Below are 23,487 nucleotides of genomic sequence, written 5' to 3'. Positions count from 1 at the left end.
AGGGGCGGGGCGCCGGCCGGTGCCCGGGCGGGTGGGGCCTGCGGACACCGGCCGGTCGGATCAGGACGCGACGACGAGCGACTGCCCCTGGTAGCTGAAGCCGTCGCTCGGGGTGCCGATGTCCTTCGCGGTCAGCAGGGTGAGTTCGGCGAACGAACCCAGTTCCTGGACGTGAGGTGCTTCGTACCGCACCGCCATGGTGGGGCCTCCATTCGGGAAGGTGACGAGAAGGGGCCACTGTAATCGCGTTCAGTCACCTCGTGCGTACTGAACGTCGAAGAATCATGAGGCGGGTGGTGTGATGTGCCCGTGCGCGAGTCCACGGCGGCCTACGGCCTGACGTTCCCCGACCTCGTCGGGGGTCGGGAGTTCCTGCGGCCCGCGCGCGGGGACGAGACGCCGTGGCGGATCACCCGGGAGGTCACCGGCCCGGCCGCCCTCCCCACCGCCGGGGAGCCGGGTGACGAGCTGACCGACCGCCACGCCGTGCACCCCCTCGGCGACGGCGGGGTGGCCCGCATCGACCGGGCCACCCGCACGACCCGCCTCACCACGCCGCACCCGGTGGCCGACCGCGAGGTCGTCCACCCCCACCTGGCCTCCACCGCCGTCGTCACGGCCCTGTGGCGCGGTCTGCCCGCGCTGCACGCCGGAGCGGTCGCGTTGGGGGAGAACGTGTTCGCGCTCCTGGGGGACCGGGGCGCGGGCAAGAGCACGGCCGTCTGGTCGCTGCTGCAGCAGGGTTTCTCCCACGTCAGCGACGACGTCGTGGTCGTCGCCGGGGACGAGGTCCTGCCCGGCCCGCGCTGCGTCGACCTGCGCGCCCCGGCGGCGCGGCGCCTCGGCGTCGGCGAGGACCTGGGGGTCGTCGGGCGCCGGGAGCGCTGGCGCGCGGCCGTGCCCGGGGAACTGCCGGCGACCCTGCGCCTGGCGGGTTTCGTCCACCTGGACTGGACCGGCGCGCAACGGTCCACGATCGGGAACCTCCCGTTCCCGCAACGGTTGCAGGGCGTCGCGGCGGCGCTGGCCGCGCGGGTCCCGCAGCACGACCCCGCCGGTCTCCTGCGGCTGGCGGCCGTGCCCGCGGTGCGGTGGGCGCGGCCGCGCGACCTGGACCGGGTGCACGAGAGCGCCGCCGAACTCGCCTCAGCGCTGCGGGGCTGAGCGGGTCAGGGAGGCCAGCAGGGCGGTGTGCAGCAGGCTGAACGAGTGCGGGTCGGGTTCGGCCCCCGACCACTCCTGGTGCAGCCCCTCGACGTCCACGAGGTCCGCGAGGTCCCCGCCGAGCCCGTCCCCGGACCACCCGCGGGCCCACTCGCGCGCGGGCCCGGCCCAGAACGCGGCGTTGAACGACGACTTCGTGCTGCGCTCCAACAGGTCCGCGGGCAGCAGGTCCCCGAACTGCGCCCGCAGTTCCCGGGTGCGCCCGCGCGGGCCCGGACGGCCCCACGCCGTCGCCGTCGTCGCCAGCACCCCCGGCGCGCAGAACGGGTTCTCGACGGCCACGCCGTGCAGGGCCCCGAGGCGGTCCAGCCCCTCCCGGTGCATCTGCAACCGGCGCCCGGGCCACACCCGGCGGCGGACGGCGCGTTCCCACGACAGCGGCTCGGTCGCGTCCAGCCGCGCGAGGTCGGTGCGCAACCGCCGCAGCGCCGCCGGGCGGACCCACCCGTACGGCAGGTCGATCCGCCGCGACGAGCGCCGCACCCGCAGCGGCCGGGGGGCCAGGTCGAGGGCGGCGTCCCGCACCGTGCGCCGGTTCACGTCCCACCTGCGCGACAGCAACCGGTACGGGGTGAGCCGGGCGACGGGGGAGAACAGCTCGTCCCCGCCGACCCCGGTCAGCAGGGAACCGCCCGCGGCCAGCGCCGCGATCGGGGCGTGGAAGTGCAGGTTGAACGGCGCGCGCACGCCGAGGCGGCGCAGGGTGTCGCGGGCGACCGGGCCGGCCACGTCGAGTTCGTCGGTGAACTCCAGCCGGGTCCACTCCGGAAGGTCCAGGTGCCGGACGACGAGTTCCTGCCAGCGGCCCTCGTGGCTGGCCGGGACGGCGGGGAACGTGTTCGTCACCGGGACCGGCAGGGCCAGCCCCTCGCGCCGGGCGAGGGCGGTGGCCACGGCCAGGACGGTGGAGGAGTCGCGCCCGCCGGAGAAGCTCACGACGCACGGGGGCCGGTGCAGGGCGGGCAGGACGGCGTCCTCGACCGCCGACCGCAGCGTCCCGGGCGGGCGGGCGGTGAGGTCGCCGACCCCGGCGGCGCGCCCGTAGGGCACGGTCCACAGCAGTTCCAGGTCGGTGAACCGGTGGGTCACGGCCGCAGCACCGTCAGCTCGCGGTACCGGTCGTGCTCGTCGCGGTCGTACCCGCGGATCCAGGCGTGGGCGCTGAACTCCGGCTGCGCGGCGTGCGGGACGGCGACGACGATCTCGGCGGTGCGCCCGTGCGCGGCGAACCAGGCCTGCAGCACCAGGCAGCGTTGCAGGCAGGTGGCGTCCTGCTCGCGCAGCGTGCGTTCCACGACGACCCGCGACCAGCCCGGCAGGGCCGGCACCGGGGCCGCGCAGCGGGCCGACATCCCCGCCCGGGCCAGGTCGGCGCGCACCGCGGCGAGGGAACGCAGCGTCCAGCGCCGCGCGCGGACCCCCTGCGGGCCGCGGTGCCGCAGCACCCGCCGCCAGCGGCGCAGCCGGCCCCGCACGTCCCGCAGGACCGGCGGCCGGGCCGGGCGCCTCACGGCTCCTGCAGGAACGGGGCCAGTTCGGCCAGGAACACCTCGACGTCCTCCTCGGCGCGGGACCCGTCGATCGAGAACACCGCGCGGAGTTCGGCGACGAGTTCGTCGCGGGTGGTGCCGCGGACGAGCAGCGGCCACAACGTCGTCCCGGCCCCGGTCACCCCGTGGTACGTGGAGGACCCCGGGTCGAGCACGACGACCTGGTCGTCGACCTCCTGCCAGACGAGTTCCGCGCGCGTCCGGATCGTCGTGGACGTCACCGTCACCACCCCTTCGTGCCGGGCGCGTCCGCCCGGGGCCCACCGTCGTCGGTGACGGGGGCGTCGTCGTCCCGGAACGCGCGCGCCTGCAGTTCGTACAGGGCAGCGTAGTGCCCGCCGCGGCGCAGGAGTTCGTCGTGCGTGCCGACGTCGTCGACCACGCCGTCGCGCAGCACGTGGATGCGGTCGGCGTCGCGGACGTTCGCCAGCCGGTGCGTGATGAGCAGCACCGCCCGGCCCCGCGTCGCGGCGCGCACGGTGGCGAACAGTTCCGCCTCGGCGCGGGCGTCGAGGGCCGCGCTGGGCTCGTCGAGGATCAGCAGCCCGCTGCCGCGGAACAGCGCGCGGGCCAGGGCGACCCGTTGCCACTGGCCGCCGGACAGTTCCGTCCCGCCGGGGCGTTCGGCCGACAGCGGGGTGTCGAGCCCGGCGGGCAGTTCCCGCAGGAACTCCCACGCGCCGGCCTCGCGGGCGGCGGCCTCCACGTCGGGCCGGCGGCCGTCGCCGTACGCGCGGTCGACGTCGCCGAAGGCGATGTTGTCGACCGCGGGCAGCTGCCAGTGCGCGAAGTCCTGGAACATCACGGCCACCTGCCGGCGCACCGCCGCGGCGGGCAGGTCCGCGACGTCGACGCCGTTCCAGGTGACGACCCCGCCGGTGGGGCGGTGCAGGCCGGCGAGCACCTTCGCCAGCGTCGACTTGCCCGAGCCGTTCTCCCCGACGAGGGCGACGACCTCCCCGGCGCGCAGGTCCAGGTCGATCCCGCGCAGCGCCTGCGTCCCGGAGGCGAACCGGAACGACAGGTCCCGGGCGCGCAGCACCTCCAGGGGGCCCACCGCGGGACCGTCCCGCCCGTCCGGTTCCACCGGCGTGGTGTGGAAGTCGGCCAGGTCGTCGAGGAACAACCCCGACTCCAGGACGGCGCCGACGCCGCGGACGAACTGCCGCGACCGGGCGGCCAGCAGCGGCACCGCGACCGCGACGGCGCCGGCCTGGGCCACCGACAGGCGGCCGGCGTCGATGGCGGCCACGACGGCGACGAGCAGGCCGACCGCGACGAGGGTGCTCAGCAGTTCCCCGGCCAGGATGGTCCGGGTCCGGCGCCGCGAGTGCTGCCGGACCGCGCCGAGCCAGTCCTCCGACGCCGCGTCCCAGCGGCCGCGCAGGTGCGCCTGCAGGCCGTAGGAGCGCACCTCCGAGGCCGTCGCGCGGTCGGTGAGGGTGCTCTGCAGGTAGGCGCGCAGCCGCAGCGCCGGGGCGTGCCGGACCGCGAACTCGAACTCCTGCCGCCCGCCGCGGCGGGCGATCAGCAGCAGCACCGGGACGGGGGCGAGCAGGACGAGGGCGACCGGTGCCACCGCCCACACCGCGACCACGACCGCGACCAGGCCCACCGCGCCGCCGGCGACGCCGACCAGTCCCTGCACCACGGCCAGCGGGCGGGTCAGGGCGTGCAGCCGCACCCGTTCCAGCCGCTCGAAGAACTCCGGGGAGTCGTAGTGCGCCAGGTCCACGCGGGCACTGACGTCGAGGAAGCGGCCCCACACGTGCCGCTGCACGACCTCGCCGAGGACCTTCTGCCGCTGGCCCTGCACCGCGGTCCCCACCCCCACGAGCAGGCCCACGACGGCCAGCAGGACCAGCGGGACGGCCGCCCGGGTCAGCCGGTCGCCCCCACCCCCGGCACCGCCCCCGTCGCCGCTGACCAGGACGTGCAGGAGGGCGCGCACCAGGGGCAGCAGCGCGGCCAGCACGACGGCGGCCACGAACTGCGGGACCAGCGTCGCCAGCAGGTCCCGGGGCCCGGCGGCCCAGCAGGTGCCCCACGCCTGGCGGACCCAGCGCGGCAGCGCGGCCGGGCGCCGCCGGCCGCGCCGGCTCTCCACCCGCAGCGCCACCGGGTCGACCCGCTGCTGCGCGACCACACCCACCTCCGGCCACCCCGCGGTCCGCTCCGGTGCGTCCCGATCGGTGGACAGTACGTCACCGGCGGGGGGTGCGGGGCGGGTGCGGCACGATGGCCCCGTGGACGAGCGAGACACGACCGGGCGGCTGGTGCTCGCCGGAACCCCCATCGGCAACGTCGGGGACGCCACGCGCCGCCTCGTGGGCCTGCTCGAGACCGCCGACGTCGTCGCCGCCGAGGACACCCGCCGCCTGCACCGGCTCGCCTCGGCGCTGGAGGTCACCGTGGCCGGGAAGGTCCTCAGCTACCACGAGCACAACGAGGTCGCCCGCACCCCCGAGCTCCTCGACGCCGTGCGCGCCGGGGCGACCGTCGCGCTCGTCACCGACGCCGGGATGCCGTCGGTGTCCGACCCCGGGTACCGGCTCGTGCGCGGCTGCGTCGACGCCGGCCTGCCCGTGACGGTCGTCCCCGGCCCCTCCGCGGTGCTCACGGCCCTGGCCGTCTCCGGCCTGCCCTGCGACCGGTTCGCGTTCGAGGGGTTCGCCCCGCGCCGGCCGGGGGAGCGGACCCGCACCTTCACCGCCCTGGCCGGCGACGCCCGGACGCTGGTGTTCTTCGAGTCCCCGCACCGCACGGCCGCGACGCTCGCGGCGATGGCCGGGGCCTTCGGCGGCGACCGCCGCGCCGCGGTGTGCCGCGAGCTCACCAAGACGTACGAGGAGGTCGTGCGGGGGACCCTCGACGAGCTCGCCGCGTGGGCGGCCGCCGCCGAGGTCCGCGGCGAGGTCTGCCTCGTCGTCGAGGGGTCCACCCGTCCGCCCGAACCCCCCGCGACCGCCGACCTCGTCGCGCGGGTCCTGGAGCTGACCGCCGGCGGGGAACGCCTGAAGGACGCGGTCCGGGTCGTCGCGGGGAAGCACGACGTCCCGAACCGCGAGCTCTACGAGGCCGTCCTGGCCCAGCGCCGGGCGAACTGACCCCTCGCTCGAACCCCGCTCAGTGCTGGGTGGCCCCCTCCGCCCCGGCACCGGTGAGGCTGCGCACCTCCATCTGCGCGGCCCGCTTCTCGTTCCCGCGCTCCTTCCCGGTCACCGACCCCAGCCAGCCGAGGAAGAAGGCCAGCGGGATCGTGACCAGCCCCGGGTTCTCCAGCGGGAACCACGAGAAGTCGACCGAGGTGTCGCGGATCATCGACAGCGACGCCCCCGTCACCGGGTCCGTCTTGCCCGACACCACGGGGGAGGAGGCGATGAGGACGACGCAGGAGATCAGCCCGCCGTACATGCTCCACAGCGCACCGCGGGTCGTGAACCGGGGCCAGAACAGCGAGTACAGGATCGTCGGCAGGTTCGCGCTGGCCGCGACGGCGAACGCCAGCGCCACCAGGAACGCCACGTTCTGCCCGTTGGCGAAGATGCCCCCGACGATGGCGACGGCGCCGATGACCACGACCGTCCACCGCGCGACCCGCACCTCCGCCCCCGGCGCGGGGTTCCCGCGCTTGAGGACCGAGGCGTACACGTCGTGCGCGAAGGAGGCGCTGGCCGTGATCGCCAGCCCGGCCACGACGGCCAGGATCGTCGCGAACGCGACGGCGGCGATGACGCCCAGCAGGATCGTCCCGCCCAGCTCGAACGCCAGCAGCGGTGCGGCGGAGTTCACCTTCCCCGGCGCGGCCAGGATGGCCTCCTTGCCCACCAGCGCCCCGGCGCCGTACCCCAGGACCAGGGTGAACAGGTAGAAGAACCCGATGATCCAGATCGCCCACACCACGCTGCGCCGCGCCTCGCGCGAGGACGGCACCGTGTAGAAGCGCATCAGGACGTGCGGCAGCCCCGCGGTCCCCAGGACCAGGGCCAGCGACAGCGACAGGAAGTTCAGCTTCGAGACCTCCGTGGCGCCGTACTGCGCGCCCGGCCCCAGCAGCGCCTCACCGGCCGACCCCGGCGCGGCGACGGCCGCCCCCAGCAGGTCGGACAGGTTGAACCCGTAGCGGGCCAGCACCCACACCGTCATGGCCCCGGCGCCGGCCACCAGCAGGCACGCCTTGATGATCTGCACCCAGGTGGTGCCCTTCATCCCGCCCACCAGGACGTACAGGATCATCAGCGACCCCACGACGGCGATGACGACGTTCTGCCCCGCGGCCGAGTCGATCCCCAGCAGCAGCGCGACCAGCCCACCCGCCCCGGCCATCTGCGCCAGCAGGTAGAAGAACGAGACGGCCAGGGTCGAGACCGCCGCAGCCAGCCGCACCGGCCGCTCCCGCAGCCGGAAGCTCAGGACGTCGGCCATCGTGAACCGGCCGGTGTTGCGCAGCAGCTCGGCGACCAGCAGCAGCGCCACCAGCCAGGCCACGAGGAACCCGATGGAGTACAGGAAACCGTCGTAGCCGTAGACCGCGATCGCCCCGGCGATGCCGAGGAAGCTGGCCGCGGACAGGTAGTCGCCCGCGATGGCGATGCCGTTCTGCGGCCCCGTGAACGAACGGCCCCCGGCGTAGAAGTCGGCGGCGGTGCGGTTGTTCCGGCTGGCGCGCAGCACGACCGCCAGGGTGACCACCACGAACACCGTGAAGATGGCGATGTTGACGAGGGGTTCGCCGATGTCGGTCACCGCTGCACCCCCGTGTCGCGGGACGGGCCGTGGGCGTCGTGGGCGGGGTCCGGGGACAGGCCCCGCTCGACCTCCTGGCGCAGCGCCTCCGCGGCCGGGTCGAAGGTGCGGTTCGCCCAGCGCACGTAGACCGTGGTGATGACGAACGTGGACACGAACTGACCCAGCCCGAACAGCAGCCCGACGGTGATGTTCGTGCCGCCGAGCCGGGTGCTCATGAAGTCGTGGGCGTAGTCGGCGAGCAGGACGTAGACGGCGTACCAGACCAGGAACAGCGCGGCCAGCGGCAGGACGAACCGGCGGAAACGCCGCCGCAGCGCCTGGAACTCCGGGGACGACCGCGCCACCTCGTAGGGGTCCGGTGGGGTGTCGGGCATCGGTGACCTCCTCGTCAGCGTGCTCCGAGGCTAGCGCCGTCGCCGGTGCGCTTCCAGGGCACGCCCGGGGCCGGCGTGGCGCCCGCCCGGGGACCGCCCGCGCACCGCGCCGTCCCCGGCACCTGTCGGCGTCCCCGGGCGTTGAGCAGCCCGTGAGCGAGAACGAGTACCTGGCCGTGGTCAACGCCGGCGCCGGATCGGCGCGGGCCGACGCGGTCGAGGCCGTCGTGGGTGAGCTGGCCCGCGCCGGCGACGTGGAGCTGCGCCGCACCGGCAGCCTCGACGACCTGCGCGACGCCCTCCTGGGCGCCCGGGGACGCCGGCTGGTCGTCATGGGGGGCGACGGGTCCCTGCACGCCGCCCTGCAGCTGCTCTGGGACGCCGGCCGGACCCGGGACGTCGGCCCGCTGGGCATCGTCCCGCTCGGCACCGGCAACGACCTCGCCCGCTCGCTGCGGCTGCCGCTGGACCCCGTCGCCGCCGCCCGCGTCGTCACCACCGGACGCCCCCGCGGCCTGGAACTGCTCGTCGACTCCCGCGACCGCATCACCGTCAACACCGTGCACGCCGGGATCGGCGCCTCGGCGACGGCCAAGGCGCAGCGGCTGAAGAAGGGGCTGAAGGCGCTGGCCTACCCCGTCGGGGCGGCCTGGGCCGGGGTGAGCGCCGGCCGGGGTTTCCGGCTGCGGGTGGAGGTCGACGGCCGGGTCGTCAACCCCGGCCCCCGCCCGGTGCTCATGGTCGGCATCGGCATCGGCGGCACCATCGGCGGGGGAGCGCCCCTCGTACCCGGCGCCGACCCGCACGACGGGGTCGCCGACGTCGTCGTCAGCACCTCCACCGGCCCGCTGGCCCGGGTGGGGTTCGCCGCGGGCCTGCGCCGCGGCGTCCACGTCGAGCGGCAGGACGTCACCACCGCCACCGGCAAGGTCGTCGAGATCCACGCCGAGTCCGGCACGTTCCGGCTCAACTCCGACGGGGAGGTCACCGACCCCCAGACCTCCGAGCGGTTCGAGATGCACGCCGACGTCTGGAGCGTCGTCTGCCCCCGCTGACCCCCGGCGGCCGGGTGGGTCCCGGCTCGTGGCCCGGGCGCCCAGCGCCTGGACCACGAGCCGGACCGCGGGGCTGGGGTCAGCGGCGCATGACCCCGCGCGCGATGCGGTTGCCGATGACCTGACCCACCTGCACGATCACGATGATCGCGAACACGGCCACGTAGATGATCCCGTAGTCGTAGCGCTGCTTGCCGTACGTGATGGCGTAGTCGCCCAGCCCGCCGCCGCCGACGAGCCCGGCCTGCGCCGTCATGTCGACGATCCCGACGAAGATGAACGTGTACCCCAGCACCAGCGGGCCCAGCCCCTCGGGGATGACGACGCCCACGAGGATCGAGATCCGCGAGGCCCCGGCCGCCCGCGCCGCCTCCACGACCCCCGGGTCGACGTTCACCAGGGACTGCTCCACGATGCGGGACACCGCGAACGCCGCCGCCAGCGAGATCGCGAACGTCACCGCGGTCGTCCCGATCGTCGTGCCCACCGCCGCGATCTGCAGCGGGGTGATGGCGGCCAGGAAGATGACGAACGGGATGGGCCGCACCACGTTCACGACGAACCCCAGCAACCCGAACACGACCTTGCTGCCGAACAGGTTGCCCGGCCGCGTCGCGTACAGCGCCACCCCCAGGACGAGCCCGAGGACCCCCGAGCAGATCAGCGACACGACCGCCATGAGCAGCGTCTGCCAGATCGCGTCCCGGAAGACGTCGACGGTCTCCAGGAAACCGGTGAAGTCCATCAGGCCTCCTCGTCGGCGTGGATCCCGGCGGCCCGCAACGCCTCCAGCGCGGCGTCGACACCCCCGGTGAGTTCGTACGTCAGCGACCCCGTCCGGCGCTCGCGGATCTCCGAGACCCCGCCGTAGACGAGTTCGGCGGTCGTCCCGGTGTCCCGGAAGGCCGCGTCGACGCGCTGCTGCAGACCCGGCTCGTCGGTGATGCGCACGCTCACGAGCCGGCCCGGGTGGTGGGTGCGCAACCTCGCCAGGGTGTCCGCGGACGGCCGGTCGTGGGTGGCGCTGCGGACGAACCGCTGCGCGGCGGGGGTCCGCGGGTCGGAGAACACGTCGTAGGTGTCCCCGACCTCCACGACCCGCCCGTTCTCCATGACCGCGACCCGGTCGGCGATCTGCCGCACGGCCTCCATCTCGTGGGTGATGACGACGATCGTCACCCCGAGCTCGGCGTTGACGCGCCGCAGCAGCGACAGGACCTCGGTGGTGGTCTCGGGGTCCAGCGCGCTCGTGGCCTCGTCGGCCAGCAGCAGCGGCGGGTTCGTCGCCAGCGCGCGGGCGATGCCGACCCGCTGCTTCTGGCCGCCGGACAACTGCTCGGGGTAGGCGTGGGCGCGGTCGAGCAGGCCCACGAAGTCGAGCAGCTCGGCGGTGCGCCGGTCCCGCTCGGCCTTCGCCACGCCCGCCACCTTCAGCGGGTACGCCACGTTCCCGGCGACCGTCCGGGACCGGAACAGGTTGAACTGCTGGAAGATCATCCCGATCTTCGACCGGGCCGCGCGCAGTTCACCCTCGGACAGCCTCGTGAGGTCCTGACCGGCGACGACGACGCTGCCCGAGGTCGGTCTCTCCAGCGCGTTGAGCAGCCGGACGAGCGTGGACTTCCCGGCGCCGGAGTACCCGATGACCGCGAGGACCTCGCCCTGCTCGACCTGGAGGGAAACGGCGTCGACCGCCGCGACGGAGGACCCGTCGCGGCGGTCGAAGCGCTTGCTGACGTCGGTCAGCGTGATGAGGGCGGTCACTTGGCCGAGGCGGCCTTCGCGTCGGCTTCGACCTCCGCGGTCTCCGCCTGCAGGTCGGCGGCGGGCACGTCGCGGACGATCGCGCTCGGGTTGTCCTGCAGGAACACCTCCTGCACGGCCGGGTCGTGCCACAGCGCCGCCAGGTCCAGGTACGTCTGGTTGCCGGTGTCGGCCTTGCGGGCGGTGAAGATGTTGACGTAGGGCGCCGCCGCGGGGGAGGTGGCGTCGTCGTCGACGATGACGGAGTCCTCGGACAGCTTCGCCGCGGTGGCGAAGTTGTTGTTGACGATCGCGGCGGCCACGGAACCGGACTGCAGCGCGCTGGCGGTCTGGTCGGCGGCGACGGTGACGACCTCCACCTTGGAGGACTCGATGTCGTTCGTGGTGGAGAACGGGGTGCCGCCGTCCTTCAGCGTCACCAGGCCGGCCTGCTGCAGGACGAGCAGACCGCGCGCCTCGTTGATGGCGTCGTTGGGGATGGCGACCTTCGCGTCGGCGGGCAGTTCCTCGACGGACCCCGCGGTGAGGGAGTACAGCGGCAGCGGGTAGACGGCGGTCGCGCCGATGGGCTGCAGGTCGTCGTCGGCGGTCGCGTTGTAGTTCGCGAGGTACTGGATGTGCTGGAACTGGTTGAGGTCCAGCTCACCCTGCGACAGCGCCGGGTTGGGCAGCGTGTAGTCGGAGAAGTTGACCAGCTCGACGTCGACGTTGAACCGGGACTTCGCCAGTTCGCTGTACGTCGTCCAGTACGGCAGCGACTTGTCGGCGACACCGATCTTCACGGTCTTCGCCTCGCCGGCTCCGGCGGCGCTGGTGCTGGTGGAGTCGTCCCGGTTGCCCAGGACGAGGGCCACGACCACCACGGCGATGACGACGACGGCGGCGATGACGGCGTACAGCACGCCGCGGCGCTTGGGCTTGTCGGGCAGGGAGGGGGCAGTGGACACGGGGACACTCCGGGAGGTCGTACGGGCGGGCGCGCGGCTCGCAGGGCTCCCGTGATCGACCGGCGTCCGGCGATCCGCGCTTGCCGGACGGGTCCGTCCGGCCAGGTCCTCACCTGGGGCACCCCGCCGCGGAGGAGGGTTGCCGGACAGCAAGCCAGGGCTTACCGCTGTCACTCATGACCTGCCCCGAGCTTAACACCGGCTGTCCGACAGCGTGGACGGTTCCCGCCGGTCCGCCCCCGGCCGCGAGCGCCCCGGCCGGACCTCAGGCGCGCGCGGGGGGCAGGGCGTGGGGGAGGACGACGGCCTGCGCGGCGACGGTGACGCCCCCGGTCGTGGTCACCGACGGGCTGCCGTGCAGGACGTACCCGTCGGCCAGCGCCGCGCTCACCTTCTCGCAGAACGAGCGGTCGTCGGTGCCGGTCAGCAGCCGGTAGGCGAGCTTCTGCGGGACGTCCTCGGGGGTGGGGTCGCTCATGCGCCGAGGCTAGCCGGGCCCAGCCCGTCCCGGGCGGCGCGCAGGTCCAGGTACCCCAGGGCCGCGTCGGCCAGCGCGTCGGCCCGCCGCGCGGGAGCCCCCGGCGCCCAGCGCTTCTCGTCGTACGCGCGCGCCGCGCGGCCCAGCGCCCCCAGGCTGACCGCGAGCTCGCGGTCCAGCCGCCCGGCGAGCTCGGCGGGCGTGGGCGGCTCCGGGCGCAGCAACTCGCCGTCGCCGGCCCGCAGCTGCCCCAGGACCTCGTGGTCGGTGCCGTCCCCGACCGTCCAGAACAGCACCGGCCGCTCGACCAGGTGGTTCCACACCGGCGCCTGCGCGGACCGGAACGTCAGGGTCACCGGCCGGGTCGCCAGCCCGGAGGCGGCCAGCCAGTGCCCGGCGGCCGGCGGCTGGGTCAGGTGCGCGCAGTCGGCCTCGTCGGCGTTCGTCACCAGGGCCACCCGCACCGCCCCGGCGTCGTCGAGCACGTCCCGCCGCGGCCCCAGCAGGGCGCCGAACACCCACGCCTGCTCCACCCGCAACCGCACGATCCCGGCCGGCTGACGGCTCACGTGCGCGCAGCGGTCGGCGACCTCCTCCAGCGTCCGCACCGCGGTGGTCCACTTCACACCGGCCAGTGTGGCCGACCCCGGCGGGAGGTTGCGGGCCGGGCCGTGGCCGGGCCTAAGCTTCGCCGGTGGATTCGACCGAGCTCAGAGCCCTGCAGAAGCCGTTGAAGGACTCCTACCGGGAGGACCCCGCCAAGGCGCTGGTCCCGGCCCGGGCGGTGGCCGTCCTGGACGGGCAGTCCATCGGCGTCTCGGTCGACGGCTTCGCCGGGACGACCCGCGCCGGGCTGCACCCCGCCGCCGGCGGCGACGGCACCGAGGCCTGCTCGGCCGACATGCTCTGCGAGGCCGTGGCGGCCTGCGCCGGGGTGACGCTGCGCAGCGTGGCGACGGCCATGGGCGTCGAGCTGCGCAACGCCTCCGTGGCCGTGGACGCGCACTGGGACGCCCGCGGCACCCTCGGGGTCTCCCGGGAGGTCCCGATCGGGATCACCGACGTCACCATCACCTTCGACTTCACCTCCGACGCCGACGAGGCGACGGAGGCGAAGATGGTCTCCCTCGCCGAGCGGTACTGCGTCATCGCGCAGACGCTGCAGGTCCCGCCGAAGGTCACCGTCCAGCGGGCCTGACCCCCGCGCGGCCGGTGCGCGGCGGCGGGGGCCTCAGCGGCTCTCCTGCCGCCGCACCGCCGGCCGGCCGAACACCGCGACGACGGCGAAGCCGATCGCGAAGGCCAGCAGGACCCCGAGGTTCGCGTAGGCCCAGGCGCCCTCGCGGCCCCCGATCGGGCCCAGCAGGTAGCCCTGCCAGGTCAGCCAGCTCGCGTTCTGGTTGGTCACCAGGCCCCAGCCCACCACGGTGGCCGCGACCATCGTCGCCACCGGCAGCGCGCGCACCGAGCCGTAGCGGCCCCCGGCGTCGAGCAGCTCGGCCTCGGCGTACCCGCGGCGCCGGGTCGCCAGGTCGGCCAGGAAGATCCCCGCCCACGCCGCGATCGGCACGCCCAGGGTGATGAGGAACCCCTGGAACGGGGTGAGGAAGTCGGCGGAGAAGAACGCGATGTAGGTGGCGCCGGCGACCATGAGGGCGCCGTCGACGAGCACCGCCACGGGGCGGGGGACGCGCAGGCCCACGTTGAGCAGCGCCAGCCCCGAGGAGTAGATGTCCATGACGGCGCCGCCGACCAGGCCCAGGACGGCCACCACGACGAACGGCACGAGGAACCACGTCGGCAGGATCGTCGTCAGCGCCCCCACGGGGTCCTTGCCGACGAGCGCGCCCAGGTCGGGGTCCGAGCCCACGACGAGGGCGCCGAACACCAGCAGCACCGCCGGCCCGATCGAGCTGCCCAGGGTCGTCCAGAGCACCACCCCGCCGCTGGAGGCCTCCCGCGGCAGGTAGCGGGAGTAGTCGGCCGCGGCGTTGGCCCAGCCCAGGCCGAACCCGGTCATGACCATGGTGAAGGCGCCGACCACGGCCGCGGTGCCGCCGGCGGGGATCGCCCCCACCACCGCCAGGTCGACGGAGTGGGCGGCGAAGGCGATGTACGCCACCGTCAGGACCGCCGTCACGACCGTGATCCAGCGCTGCATCCGCATGATGACGCCGAACCCCAGGGTGCCGCCCAGGACGATCAGCGCCACGACCACGACGAGGGCCACGAGCTTCGTCCCCGTCCCGCCGCCGGCGCCGAGCCGGTCCAGGACGGTGGCCGTGGCCAGCACCGCGACGGCCGCCAGGGACGTCTCCCAGCCCAGGGTCAGCAGCCACGACACCAGCGACGGCAGCCGGTTGCCGTGGACCCCGAACGCGGCCCGCGACAACGTCATCGTCGGCGCCGACCCGCGCTTGCCGGCGATCGCGACGAGCCCCACGACCACGTAGGACGCCACGACGCCCGCGACCGAGACGAACGTCGCCTGCCAGAACGAGATGCCGAACCCGAGGACGAAGGAGCCGTAGCTGACGGCCAGCACCGAGACGTTGGCGGCGAACCACGGCCAGAACAGGTCCCGCGGCCGGCCGTGCCGCTCGTCCTCGGCGACGGCGTTGACGCCGTTGAGCTCGACGCCGACACCCCCGACCCGGGTCCGGGACCTCGTGGGGACCTCGCTCACGGCTGCTCCTCGTGGGCCGGGCGGAACCGGGCCGCCGGGTGGTCGGCGGGCAGCCTCGCGCGGCCCGCGCCGAAGATTTTCTCTCGCAGGGTAGAGCCTGCCGCACGGCCGTCCGGTCCGTCGACGAGCCCGCGCCGGCGCAGCTCGGGGACGACCTGCTCGCAGAACTCCCGGTAGGAGCCCGGGACGACGAACGGGGTGAGGTTGACCCCGTCGACCCCGGTGCGCTCCACGAGGGCCTGCAGGTCGTCGGCGACGTCCACCGCGGACCCGGCCAGGACGAACTCGCGCATCCCGAAGCGCAGGAAGTCCGCCGTGGCCCGCGCGACCGTCTCGCCCCGGTACCGCTCGACCTGGGTGCGCCCGCCCTCGGTCCGCAGGTCCGAGAAGCTGCCCGCGGGGTCCAGCGCGGTCAGGTCGATCCCGGTCATCGCCGCGTAGTAGGCGCGGGCGGCCTCGGGGTCCACCCACGACAGGTACTCCTCGAGCCGGGCGCGGGCGTGGGCGCGGTCGCGGCCCAGGACGACGCTCAGGCCCGCCAGGGTGCGCACCGACCCCGGGGCCCGCCCGTGCGCCGCCGCGCGGGCGTGCACGTCCCGCACCTGCCGGTGCAGCGACGCCGCGTCGCGGCCCTGCAGGAAGACGACCTCGGCGTGGGTGGCCGCGAACTCCCGGCCTCGGTCGCTGGCCCCGGCCTGGAAGATGACCGGGGTGCGCTGCGGGGAGGGCTCGACCTTGAAGTACCCGTGCGAGGAGAACCACCGCCCCTCGTGGTGGACCTCGTGCACCCGGCGGGGGTCGGCGTAGCGGCGGGCGGCCTTGTCGGCGAGCACCGCACCGTCCTCCCAGCTGCCCTCGAACAACCGGTAGCTGAGTTCGAGGTGCTCGTCGGCGACGTCGTACCGCACGTCGTGCGGCGGCAGCGCGTCCCGGCCGTGCAGGTCGCTGACCACCGGCGAGGACGTGGTGACGACGTTCCAGCCGATCCGCCCCCCGGTCAGGTGGTCCAGCGTCGCGAACCGCCGCGCGTTGGGGTAGGGGCCCTCGAAGGTCGTCGAGGCCGTCACCGCGAAACCCAGCCGGTCGGTGACGGCGGCCATGGCCGGGACCAGCAGCAGCGGGTCGTTCGTCGGCATCTCGACGGCCTGCTCGAACGTCACGTCCGGGACGGCGCCGTCCAGCACCGGGTACCCGGGGGAGTCGGCCAGGAACAGCAGGTCGAAACCCCCGTCCTCCAGGAGCCGGGCCAGGCCCGTCCAGTGCGCGAGGTCGGTGTACCGCGACGACTCCTGCTCCGGGTGCGCCCACAACCCCTGGCTGGTGAGGTTCGGGCCGTTGATCTCGAACGCCGACAGCAGCAGGCTCACGGGGCGCCCAGCCAGTCCGCCAGCCCCCGCCCCAGGCGCTGCCGGGTCGCGCTGCTCATGCCCTCCACCCGCAACCCGTGACCGGCCAGGGCCGCGAGCTCGGTGTCGGGCAGCCCCCACACGTCGCGGGCCACCGCGTACTGGTCGCTCACGCTGCGCCCGAACCACAACTGGTCGTCGGCGTTGAGGGTGACGCCCACCCCGGCGCGGTGCAGGACCGGCGCCGGGTGCGAGGCCAGGTCGGCGACCACGCCGAGCGCCACGTTGGACACCGGCGCCACGTCCAGCACGATCCCGGCCTCGACCAGGCGCTGGACGAACCGCGGTTCCTCCACGGACCGGACGCCGTGGGAGATGCGGGTGGCGCCCAGGACGTCGACGGCCTCGGCGACGCACTCCCACCCGCCGGTCTGGCCGGCGTGGGCGACGACGGGCAGCCCCGCCGCGCGGGCCGCGGCCGCGCACCCCGCGAAACGCCCCAGCCCGGACGGTTCCTCGAAACCCGCGGTCCCGAAGGCGGTCACCCCGGCGCCGGCGAACTCGGCGGCGATCGCGGCGAGGTCGGCGGCGATCGGCTCGTCCTGGTCGGTGTTCACCGTCACCAGCGCACCGACCTCGACGTCGTGCTCGCGCCCGGCGTCGGCGAACGCGCCCAGCACCACCCGGGTCACCTCCCGCAGGCTGCCCAGCCGCGGGGCGTACAGCTGCGGCTCGATCGCGGGCTCGAAGAACACGACCCCCTGCTCGGCCTCCTGCGCGACCAGGGCCCGGCACAACCCGGCGAGGTCGTCGAGGTCGGCGACCAGGGCGGGGACGCGGCCGTAGGCGTCGAAGAACTCCCACACGTCCCGCCAGCCGCCGGGGCCCCCGGACGCGCCCGCCCGCACCGGCAGGTCGGCCTCGGGGTCGAGGTCGAGACCGCGGCGCCGGGCCAGGTCGAGGACGGCCCGCCGGGGGTAGGAACCGTCCAGGTGCGCGTGCACGTGGACCTTCGGCAGCGCGGTGAGCGATCGTGGCGGGTGCACCCGATCAACGTAGGGAGCGCGCCCCCCACGTGTCGCACAAGACGGTCTTCTGGGAGCATCCAGCGCGTGGATGAGCGCGCGGCACGGCCGGGAGGGGAGCTCGACGCGAGGTCCCTGCGGTACCTGCTGGCCGTCGCGCGCGAGCGCAGCTTCACCGCCGCCGCCGCGTCCCTGCAGGTCTCCCAGCCCGCGCTGAGCCAGGCCATCGCCCGGGTGGAGAACCTCGTCGGCGGCCGCCTCGTCGTGCGCGACGCCCGCGGCGTCGCCCGCGAGGGCTCACCGCTGACCCCCGCGGGGCAGGCGCTGCTGGCCGACGCGCACCGCATCACCGAGCTGCTGGACCGGGCCCTGGTCCGGGCCCGCCGGCTGGCCGAGGCCGGGGAACGGGAACGGCTCACCGTGGGGATCGGCACCTCCACCCCGCGCTGGGTCTCCACGCGGCTCGTCGAGGCCGCCCAGGAGAGCCCCGAGCTCGACGTCGTGCTGCGGCACGTCCCGTGGGGGCGCGAGGTCACCGACCTCGCCGCCGGCCTGGTCGACGTCGCCTTCGTGCAGCTGCCGCCCGGGCGCGACCCCGACCCGCGGGTGCGGGCGGTCACCGTGGCCGAGGTCGACCGGGTGGCGGTGTTCGCCCGCGCCCACGCGCTGGCCGGTGAGCCGTCGCTGTCCATCGCCGACCTCGACGACGAGCCCATCGTCGACGCCGGCAGCGACCGCGACGTCTGGCTCGTCGACCCGCGCCCCTCGGGGGCGGCCCCCGTCGTCGTCGGGCCGCCGGCCACGACCGTGGAGGAGATGCTGGCGGTCGTCGCCACGGGGCGGGCGATGGCCATCACGTCCGCGGCCGTCGCCTCGGCGCACCGCTCCGACGACATCGCCTTCGTCCGGCTGCGCGGGCTGGAGCCGTTGCGGCTGCTGCTGGTGGCGCTGGCCGACGACGAGCGGCCCGCGGTGGCCGACCTGCTCGCCTCGTTCTGAGGGGCCGGGCGCCCACCCGTCGCCTCAGCCCGGGTCCCGGCGCTCCTCGAGCAGCGCCGAGACCCGCTGGCGGGTGACCCCGAACAGCACCGCGATGTCCGGGACGCTGAAGCCCTCCGCGCGCAGCGCCCTGACCTGGGCGCGGCGGTACCGGCTGCCGGCCTCGGCGAGCTCGCCCATCGTCCGCGCGAGCGTCTCGGCGATGAAGGGGCGCTTGGTCGAGCGCAGGATGTCGCTGTAGCTCTCGCCCCTGGCCCGCCGGTGCAGCACCCCCTGGGCGCGCTCGCGCACCAGGTGCAGGACCTCCACCGCCTCGGTCAGCTCGGCGACCAGCACCTCCAGGCTCTCCTCGGTCGGGTCCTGGCCCGCCGCGGGCCCGTCGTCCGGGTCGTCGATCGTCGCCACGGTGCATTGTCGGCCGTCCGCGCCCGCCCCGGGAGCCGGGGCGGCCGCCGTCCTGCCGGGGACCGGGGCGGCAACGGGGGTTGCTCAAGTCGGCAACGGGGGTTGCCGAACTTCTAGACATCCCCCAGCGAGCGCCGTCCCGGCGGCCGTCGGCCACCGTCTCGTCGCACCCGAAGCGAAGGACCGAGTCCATGCCCCTGACCAGGAACGGCGCCAAGGCGACCATCCCCGCAGCCCGTCCCGCCACCGGGGCGACCACCGCGCCCGCGGCCGCCCGCAAGGACCCCCGCGAGTCCGACGAGGCGCGCCGGCGCGCCCGCACGGTCGCCAAGCAGCAGCAGGCCGCCGAGCGCATCGCCGCCGCCACCACCGAGCTGGCCGCCTCCACCGCCCAGTCCGCCGAGGCCTCCCGCCAGCTGCGCGACGCGATGCAGCAGATCGCCGCCGGGGCCGAGGAGGCCTCGGGCGCCACCCAGGAGTCCCTGGCCGCCACCAACCAGGTCGCCGGGCGCATCCAGACGCAGAAGCAGACCAGCGCGCGGGTGAAGGACACCACCACCAAGCTGCAGACGCTGCTCGGCGAGACCGCCGACGGCATCTCCAGCCTGGTCGCGAACGTGGGCGAGGCCGCCGACCGCCAGACCCAGTCCGTGGAGATGATCACCGAGCTGGAGAAGCAGGCCGAGGAGATCGGCACCATCGTCGCCGCCGTCGCGCGCATCGCCGACCAGACGAACCTGCTGGCCCTCAACGCCGCCATCGAGGCCGCCCGGGCCCGTCAGCACGGCAAGGGCTTCGCCGTCGTCGCTGACGAGGTCCGCACCCTGGCCGAGACCTCCGAGCGCTCCGCCAGCCAGATCCGCGAGCTCATCGACTCCATCCGCAGCGGCGTCACCGCCGTCGCCGAGGGCGTGCAGGCCTCGGCCGACACCTCCCGCGGCGAGGTCGAGAAGGGCCGCGCCGTCACCGCCCAGCTCGCGCAGATCCGCGACGACATGGTGGTCATCCTCGACGGCGCGGGCGAGATCGCCGCCGCCGCCACCCAGGCCGAGCGCGCCTCCCAGGACGCGCAGCTGCGCGCCGAGGAGATCGCCGCCGCCGCCGAGCAGCAGTCCGCCGCGGCCGAGGAGGTCCTGCAGACCGTCGACCAGCAGGGCGCGGCGCTGCAGCAGAGCGAGCAGGCCGCCGAGCAGCTGTCCGAGATCGCCGACGAGCTGCGCGGGTCCGCCGACATCGGCAAGTCCGCCGAGGAGGTCGCCGCCTCCGCCGAGGAGCTGGCCGCCGCCGCGGAGGAGATCAACCGCGCCGCCACCCAGATCTCCCAGGCCATCGGCGAGATCTCCAGCGGGGCGCAGGCGCAGTCGGCCAAGACCCAGGAGTCCTCCAGCGCCATCAACCAGATCGAGTCCGGCGCCCAGCTCGCCGAGAGCCGCGCGGGCGTGGCCGTGGACAAGGCCGGCGAGATGATCGAGCAGCTGGCCACCAACAAGCAGGCCGTCGACGCGATGATCACCGCGATCACCGCCGCGTCGGCCGCCGCGAAGGACAGCGTCAAGCAGGTCGTGGAGCTGGAGATCGTCTCCCGCAAGATCGACAAGATCGTCGACGCCATCGCCAACGTCTCCATCCAGACAAACATGCTGGCCGTCAACGGGTCCGTGGAGTCCGCGCGCGCCGGCGAGTACGGCAAGGGGTTCGCGGTCGTGTCCACCGACATCCGCAACCTGGCCCGCGACTCCGCCGACAACGCCGAGCGCATCAAGGACCTCGTGAAGGAGGTCCAGGACCGCATCGCCGCCGTGCGCGCGGACCTGGAGGAGACCTCCCGCCAGGCCCTGGTGGAGGTCGAGCGCGCCAAGGCCAGCACCGCCCGCCTCGTCGAGGTCGAGCGCGACATGGCCGACGTGCGCGAGGGCAACCAGGAGGTGCGCGCCGCGTCCGCCGAGATCGCCTCCGCGCTCTCGCAGGTCAAGACCGCCCTGGACCAGATCTCCGCCGCCGCCAACCAGGCCGACACCCTGGCCGGGCAGGCCTCCGCCGCCGCGCGCCAGCAGTCCACCGGCGCCGAGGAGCTCGCCACCGCCATCGAGGAGATCGCCGCCCTGGCCGACGAGCTCCAGCAGCCCTGACCCGCGCGGCGACCGAGGCGATGACGAGGAGCGCGATGAGCACCGTGGAAACCCTCCCCTTGGAGGACAACCCCGTCGCGAGCGAGGGGGAGGAGAACGACACGACCAGCGACTTCGTGACGTTCGAGATGGCGGGGGAGTCCTACGCCCTGCCCATGGAGCGGGTGCAGGAGATCATCCGCATGCCCGAGCTGATCCGGGTCCCGCTGGGCCCGCCGGCCCTGGAGGGCCTGGCGAACCTGCGCGGGCGGGTGCTGCCGGTGGTGAGCCTGCGCGCCTGCTGCGGGCTGAGCACCGCCGAGCACGACGAGGCCACCCGCGTGGTGGTCGTGCAGGCCGCGGGGGCGACCCTGGGCCTGGTGGTCGACCGCGTCACCGCCGTCGTGTCGGTGGAGGCCGACCAGCTCGAGAGCGCCGAGGGCGTGCAGAGCACCGTCCGCTCCGAACTGCTCGCCGCGGTCCTCAAGGGCACCGCCGGCCGCATGACCACGGTGCTCGACGTGCAGCGCCTGGTCCGGGCGGAGTTCGCGGACCTGGCCCGCCGGGTCGCCGCGAGCGGCGCCGGTCCCGGCGCGTGGTCGCCGGCGGCGACGGTGGCCGAGGACGACTCCTCCGACACCCTGGAACTGGTGAGCTTCGCCGTCGACGGGCAGGAGTACGCCCTGCCCATCGACCGCGTGCAGGAGATCGTCCAGGCCCCCGAGCGGGTCACGGCCGTGCCCAACGCGGCCGCCCGCGTCCTGGGGGTCATGGACCTGCGCGGCGGGCTGCTGCCCGTCGTCAGCCTGCGCCAGGTCTTCGGCCTGGAGGTCCCCGTCCTGCAGCCGCACAACCGCATCGTCGTGGTGACGGTCGAGCGGGAGGGCCGCGAGTCGCTCGTGGGCGTCGTCATGGACACCGTCCGGGAGGTCCTGCGGGTGCCCGCCGAGCTCGTCGGCGCCCTGCCGCACGTCGTCTCCGGCGGCGGCCGCAGCCGCGAGGTGCAGTCGGTGTGCCGGCTGGAGGACGGCAAGCGGCTGGTGTCGGTCCTGTCGGCCGACTCCCTCGTCGACGTCGGTGGGCTCACCGACTTCGACCTCGACGACGCGGTGGTGAACCGCACCCGCCAGGACCAGGAGGACGACGTGGTGGACGACGGCCGCGGGGACGACGAGCTGCTCGTCGTCTTCCGCCTGCAGGGCGAGGAGTACTGCGTGGCGGTCGACGCCGTGCAGGAGATCATCCGCGTGCCCGAGACGCTCATCCGCGTCCCGAAGACCCTCGACTTCGTCGAGGGCCTGGTGAACCTGCGCGGCGCGGTGCTGCCCGTGGTGGACCTGCGCACCCGGCTCGGGCTGGACCGCAGCGCCCGCGACGAGCGCCAGCGCATCGTGGTGCTCATCATCCAGGGCGTGCGCACCGGGTTCGTCGTGGACTCGGTCGCGGAGGTCCTGCGGGTCGGCAACGCCGAGCTGGAGAACGCCCCCGAGCTGTCCCCGGAGCAGGCGGAGGTCGTGACGCGGGTGGCGAACCTGCCCCGCCAGGACCGGATGCTGCTCGTCCTCGAACCGGCCCAGCTGCTCGGCGGGGCCCAGGTCGCGCAGCTGGTGGACGAGGTGCGGACCTCGTCCACCGCCGCCTGAACCCGGGAGCCGCGCCGGTGGCCGGTCCCGGGGAGAAGGTGAAGGTGCTCGTCGTCGACGACTCCGCGCTCATGCGCAAGGCGCTGAAGACGATGCTCACCGCCGACGGCGACGTGGAGGTCGTCCTCGCCCGCAACGGCGAGGACGCCCTCGACGTCCTGGGGCGCGAGGAACCCGACGTGGTCACCCTCGACGTCAACATGCCCGTGATGGACGGGCTGACCTGCCTGGCGCGGATCATGGACGAGCGTCCCGTCCCGGTGGTCATGGTCTCCTCGATCACCGAGCGGGGAGCCGTGGCCACCCTGGAGGCCCTCGAGCTGGGGGCGGTCGACTACGTCGCCAAACCCGGCGGCACCGTGTCGCTGAACCTGTCCGAGGCCGCCGAGGAGATCCGCCGCAAGGTCCGCCGCGCGGCCCGGTCGCGGGTGCGTCCCGGTTCGCTGACCTCCCGCCTGCGCCGGCAGCGGGAGGAGGCGTTCGCCGCCGGGCGCCCCGCCCGCCCGGCCCCGCCCGTGCACCGGGGCACCACCGGCGGCGCGGCCGCCGGCGCCACCGACCTGGTGGTCGTGGGGTCCAGCACCGGCGGTCCCGCGCTGCTGTCGGCCCTGCTGTCGCAGTTCCCGGCCGACTTCCCCGCGCCGGTGGTCATCGCCCAGCACATGCCGGCGTCCTTCACCGGGGCGCTGGCCCAGCGGCTGGACGCCTCCTGCGCCCTGCCGGTGCGCGAGGTCACCGGGCTGGTCCCGGTGCAGCCGGGGCACGTCTACGTGGCCCGCGGCGACGCCGACGTGGTGCTGGGCCGGCGCGGTGCGGACCTCGTGGTCCGGCCCGCGCCCGCCGGGGCGGCCTACCGGTGGCACCCCAGCGTCGACCGCCTGGTCGCCAGCGCGCTGGAGCACGTGGACCCCGCCCGCACCGTCGGCGTCCTGCTCACCGGCATGGGCGACGACGGCGCCGAGCAGATGGCGCAGCTGAGGGCCCGCGGCGGCCGGACCGTGGCCGAGGCCGAGGAGTCGGCCGTGGTCTGGGGCATGCCCGGCCAGCTCGTCGCCCGCGGCGGCGCCACCCGGGTCCTGCCCGCCGACCGGATCGCGGCGCAGGTCGTCGCCTGGGCCTGACCGCCCGCACCCC

At 74.9% G+C, this 23,487-nt stretch carries 24 protein-coding genes and 1 riboswitch; of the genes, 8 read left to right on the top strand and 16 right to left on the bottom strand.

What is annotated here, in order from left to right; genetic code table 11:
- Window positions 1-60: 60 nt before the first annotated feature.
- Window positions 61-198, bottom strand: coding sequence for a lasso RiPP family leader peptide-containing protein (locus tag ACRYRX_RS08155; protein WP_432511342.1), 138 nt, complete (start codon window positions 196-198; stop codon window positions 61-63).
- A 111-nt stretch (window positions 199-309) separates the two neighbouring features.
- Between ACRYRX_RS08155 and ACRYRX_RS08150 the strand changes: the two genes are divergently transcribed.
- Entirely contained in the window at window positions 310-1,164 is an 855-nt protein-coding gene (locus ACRYRX_RS08150) for a hypothetical protein (RefSeq protein WP_432511341.1), read from the top strand.
- Here the strand turns inward: ACRYRX_RS08150 and ACRYRX_RS08145 are convergent.
- From ACRYRX_RS08145 to ACRYRX_RS08130, 4 genes are read right to left on the bottom strand one after another with little or no spacing between them, the layout of a single operon-like run.
- A complete protein-coding gene (locus ACRYRX_RS08145) occupies window positions 1,147-2,313 on the bottom strand; it encodes an asparagine synthase-related protein (protein ID WP_432511340.1) in 1,167 nt (388 codons plus the stop codon). The genes ACRYRX_RS08150 and ACRYRX_RS08145 overlap by 18 nt on opposite strands.
- Complete coding sequence (locus tag ACRYRX_RS08140; protein WP_432511339.1) at window positions 2,310-2,735, bottom strand: lasso peptide biosynthesis protein; 426 nt, start codon at window positions 2,733-2,735, stop codon at window positions 2,310-2,312. The genes ACRYRX_RS08145 and ACRYRX_RS08140 overlap by 4 nt, the downstream gene beginning before the upstream one ends.
- Window positions 2,732-2,995: a PqqD family protein gene (locus ACRYRX_RS08135; RefSeq protein WP_432511338.1), complete on the bottom strand. Its 264-nt coding sequence runs from the start codon at window positions 2,993-2,995 to the stop codon at window positions 2,732-2,734. Before ACRYRX_RS08135 ends, ACRYRX_RS08140 begins: the two co-directional genes overlap by 4 nt.
- A gap of 2 nt (window positions 2,996-2,997) precedes the next feature.
- Entirely contained in the window at window positions 2,998-4,926 is a 1,929-nt protein-coding gene (locus tag ACRYRX_RS08130; RefSeq protein WP_432511337.1) for an ABC transporter ATP-binding protein, read from the bottom strand.
- Window positions 4,927-5,020: 94 nt separating this feature from the next.
- Between ACRYRX_RS08130 and rsmI the strand changes: the two genes are divergently transcribed.
- Entirely contained in the window at window positions 5,021-5,881 is an 861-nt protein-coding gene (gene rsmI, locus ACRYRX_RS08125; RefSeq protein WP_432511336.1) for a 16S rRNA (cytidine(1402)-2'-O)-methyltransferase, read from the top strand.
- 19 nt (window positions 5,882-5,900) lie between these two features.
- Here the strand turns inward: rsmI and ACRYRX_RS08120 are convergent, their stop codons facing one another.
- Both ACRYRX_RS08120 and ACRYRX_RS08115 read right to left on the bottom strand, forming a co-directional pair.
- Window positions 5,901-7,520, bottom strand: coding sequence for a solute symporter family protein (locus ACRYRX_RS08120; protein ID WP_432511335.1), 1,620 nt, complete (start codon window positions 7,518-7,520; stop codon window positions 5,901-5,903).
- Complete coding sequence (locus ACRYRX_RS08115) at window positions 7,517-7,897, bottom strand: DUF485 domain-containing protein (protein WP_432511334.1); 381 nt, start codon at window positions 7,895-7,897, stop codon at window positions 7,517-7,519. The genes ACRYRX_RS08120 and ACRYRX_RS08115 overlap by 4 nt, the downstream gene beginning before the upstream one ends.
- A gap of 152 nt (window positions 7,898-8,049) precedes the next feature.
- Here ACRYRX_RS08115 and ACRYRX_RS08110 point away from each other — a divergent pair, with 152 nt between their 5' ends.
- Window positions 8,050-8,952, top strand: coding sequence for a diacylglycerol/lipid kinase family protein (locus tag ACRYRX_RS08110; protein WP_432511333.1), 903 nt, complete (start codon window positions 8,050-8,052; stop codon window positions 8,950-8,952).
- Window positions 8,953-9,031: 79 nt separating this feature from the next.
- On the opposite strand, the gene ACRYRX_RS08105 is transcribed toward ACRYRX_RS08110, so the two are convergent.
- The 5 genes from ACRYRX_RS08105 to ACRYRX_RS08085 all read right to left on the bottom strand — a co-directional run bounded on the left by ACRYRX_RS08105 (window position 9,032) and on the right by ACRYRX_RS08085 (window position 12,767).
- A complete protein-coding gene (locus tag ACRYRX_RS08105) occupies window positions 9,032-9,697 on the bottom strand; it encodes a methionine ABC transporter permease (RefSeq protein ID WP_432511332.1) in 666 nt (221 codons plus the stop codon).
- Entirely contained in the window at window positions 9,697-10,716 is a 1,020-nt protein-coding gene (locus ACRYRX_RS08100) for a methionine ABC transporter ATP-binding protein (protein WP_432511331.1), read from the bottom strand. Before ACRYRX_RS08100 ends, ACRYRX_RS08105 begins: the two co-directional genes overlap by 1 nt.
- Window positions 10,713-11,663: a MetQ/NlpA family ABC transporter substrate-binding protein gene (locus ACRYRX_RS08095; RefSeq protein ID WP_432511330.1), complete on the bottom strand. Its 951-nt coding sequence runs from the start codon at window positions 11,661-11,663 to the stop codon at window positions 10,713-10,715. The genes ACRYRX_RS08100 and ACRYRX_RS08095 overlap by 4 nt, the downstream gene beginning before the upstream one ends.
- A gap of 71 nt (window positions 11,664-11,734) precedes the next feature.
- A riboswitch (SAM riboswitch) is annotated at window positions 11,735-11,845 on the bottom strand.
- An 83-nt stretch (window positions 11,846-11,928) separates the two neighbouring features.
- On the bottom strand, window positions 11,929-12,141 hold the full coding sequence (locus tag ACRYRX_RS08090; protein ID WP_432511329.1) for a DUF1737 domain-containing protein: 213 nt from the start codon (window positions 12,139-12,141) through the stop codon (window positions 11,929-11,931).
- The gene (locus ACRYRX_RS08085) at window positions 12,138-12,767 is read right to left on the bottom strand and encodes a DUF7711 family protein (RefSeq protein ID WP_432511328.1); all 630 of its coding nucleotides are present in this window, start codon (window positions 12,765-12,767) and stop codon (window positions 12,138-12,140) included. The genes ACRYRX_RS08090 and ACRYRX_RS08085 overlap by 4 nt, the downstream gene beginning before the upstream one ends.
- A 68-nt stretch (window positions 12,768-12,835) precedes the next feature.
- On the opposite strand from ACRYRX_RS08085, the gene ACRYRX_RS08080 reads away from it, so the two are divergent.
- Complete coding sequence (locus ACRYRX_RS08080; protein ID WP_432511327.1) at window positions 12,836-13,339, top strand: OsmC family protein; 504 nt, start codon at window positions 12,836-12,838, stop codon at window positions 13,337-13,339.
- A gap of 33 nt (window positions 13,340-13,372) precedes the next feature.
- On the opposite strand, the gene ACRYRX_RS08075 is transcribed toward ACRYRX_RS08080, so the two are convergent.
- Genes ACRYRX_RS08075 through ACRYRX_RS08065 form a run of 3 tightly spaced genes read right to left on the bottom strand, consistent with a single transcriptional unit; the run spans window position 13,373 to window position 17,219 of the window.
- Window positions 13,373-14,827, bottom strand: coding sequence for a purine-cytosine permease family protein (locus ACRYRX_RS08075; protein WP_432511326.1), 1,455 nt, complete (start codon window positions 14,825-14,827; stop codon window positions 13,373-13,375).
- Window positions 14,824-16,194 carry an NtaA/DmoA family FMN-dependent monooxygenase gene (locus tag ACRYRX_RS08070; RefSeq protein ID WP_432511325.1) on the bottom strand — a complete coding sequence of 457 codons (1,371 nt, stop codon included), beginning with the start codon at window positions 16,192-16,194 and terminating at the stop codon, window positions 14,824-14,826. The genes ACRYRX_RS08075 and ACRYRX_RS08070 overlap by 4 nt, the downstream gene beginning before the upstream one ends.
- Complete coding sequence (locus tag ACRYRX_RS08065; RefSeq protein ID WP_432511324.1) at window positions 16,191-17,219, bottom strand: adenosine deaminase family protein; 1,029 nt, start codon at window positions 17,217-17,219, stop codon at window positions 16,191-16,193. The genes ACRYRX_RS08070 and ACRYRX_RS08065 overlap by 4 nt, the downstream gene beginning before the upstream one ends.
- 66 nt (window positions 17,220-17,285) lie before the next feature.
- On the opposite strand from ACRYRX_RS08065, the gene ACRYRX_RS08060 reads away from it, so the two are divergent.
- A complete protein-coding gene (locus ACRYRX_RS08060) occupies window positions 17,286-18,197 on the top strand; it encodes a LysR family transcriptional regulator (RefSeq protein ID WP_432511323.1) in 912 nt (303 codons plus the stop codon).
- Between the two features lie 24 nt (window positions 18,198-18,221).
- Here the strand turns inward: ACRYRX_RS08060 and ACRYRX_RS08055 are convergent, their stop codons facing one another.
- On the bottom strand, window positions 18,222-18,602 hold the full coding sequence (locus tag ACRYRX_RS08055) for a hypothetical protein (RefSeq protein ID WP_432511322.1): 381 nt from the start codon (window positions 18,600-18,602) through the stop codon (window positions 18,222-18,224).
- Window positions 18,603-18,793: 191 nt separating this feature from the next.
- Between ACRYRX_RS08055 and ACRYRX_RS08050 the strand changes: the two genes are divergently transcribed.
- The 3 genes from ACRYRX_RS08050 to cheB are packed head-to-tail and all read left to right on the top strand — an operon-like array spanning window position 18,794 to window position 23,474.
- Window positions 18,794-20,731 carry a methyl-accepting chemotaxis protein gene (locus tag ACRYRX_RS08050; RefSeq protein WP_432511321.1) on the top strand — a complete coding sequence of 646 codons (1,938 nt, stop codon included), beginning with the start codon at window positions 18,794-18,796 and terminating at the stop codon, window positions 20,729-20,731.
- Between the two features lie 35 nt (window positions 20,732-20,766).
- Window positions 20,767-22,353 (top strand): chemotaxis protein CheW, encoded by a 1,587-nt coding sequence (locus ACRYRX_RS08045; RefSeq protein ID WP_432511320.1) that lies wholly within the window; start codon window positions 20,767-20,769, stop codon window positions 22,351-22,353.
- 17 nt (window positions 22,354-22,370) lie between these two features.
- A complete protein-coding gene (gene cheB, locus ACRYRX_RS08040; RefSeq protein ID WP_432511319.1) occupies window positions 22,371-23,474 on the top strand; it encodes a chemotaxis-specific protein-glutamate methyltransferase CheB in 1,104 nt (367 codons plus the stop codon).
- Window positions 23,475-23,487 lie beyond the last annotated feature (13 nt).

Origin of the sequence: Kineococcus lubricus (assembly GCF_050871965.1) — a bacterium.
In the GTDB taxonomy this organism is placed as follows: Bacteria; Actinomycetota; Actinomycetes; order Actinomycetales; family Kineococcaceae; genus Kineococcus.
This window is presented reverse-complemented; position numbering and strand designations above follow the sequence as displayed.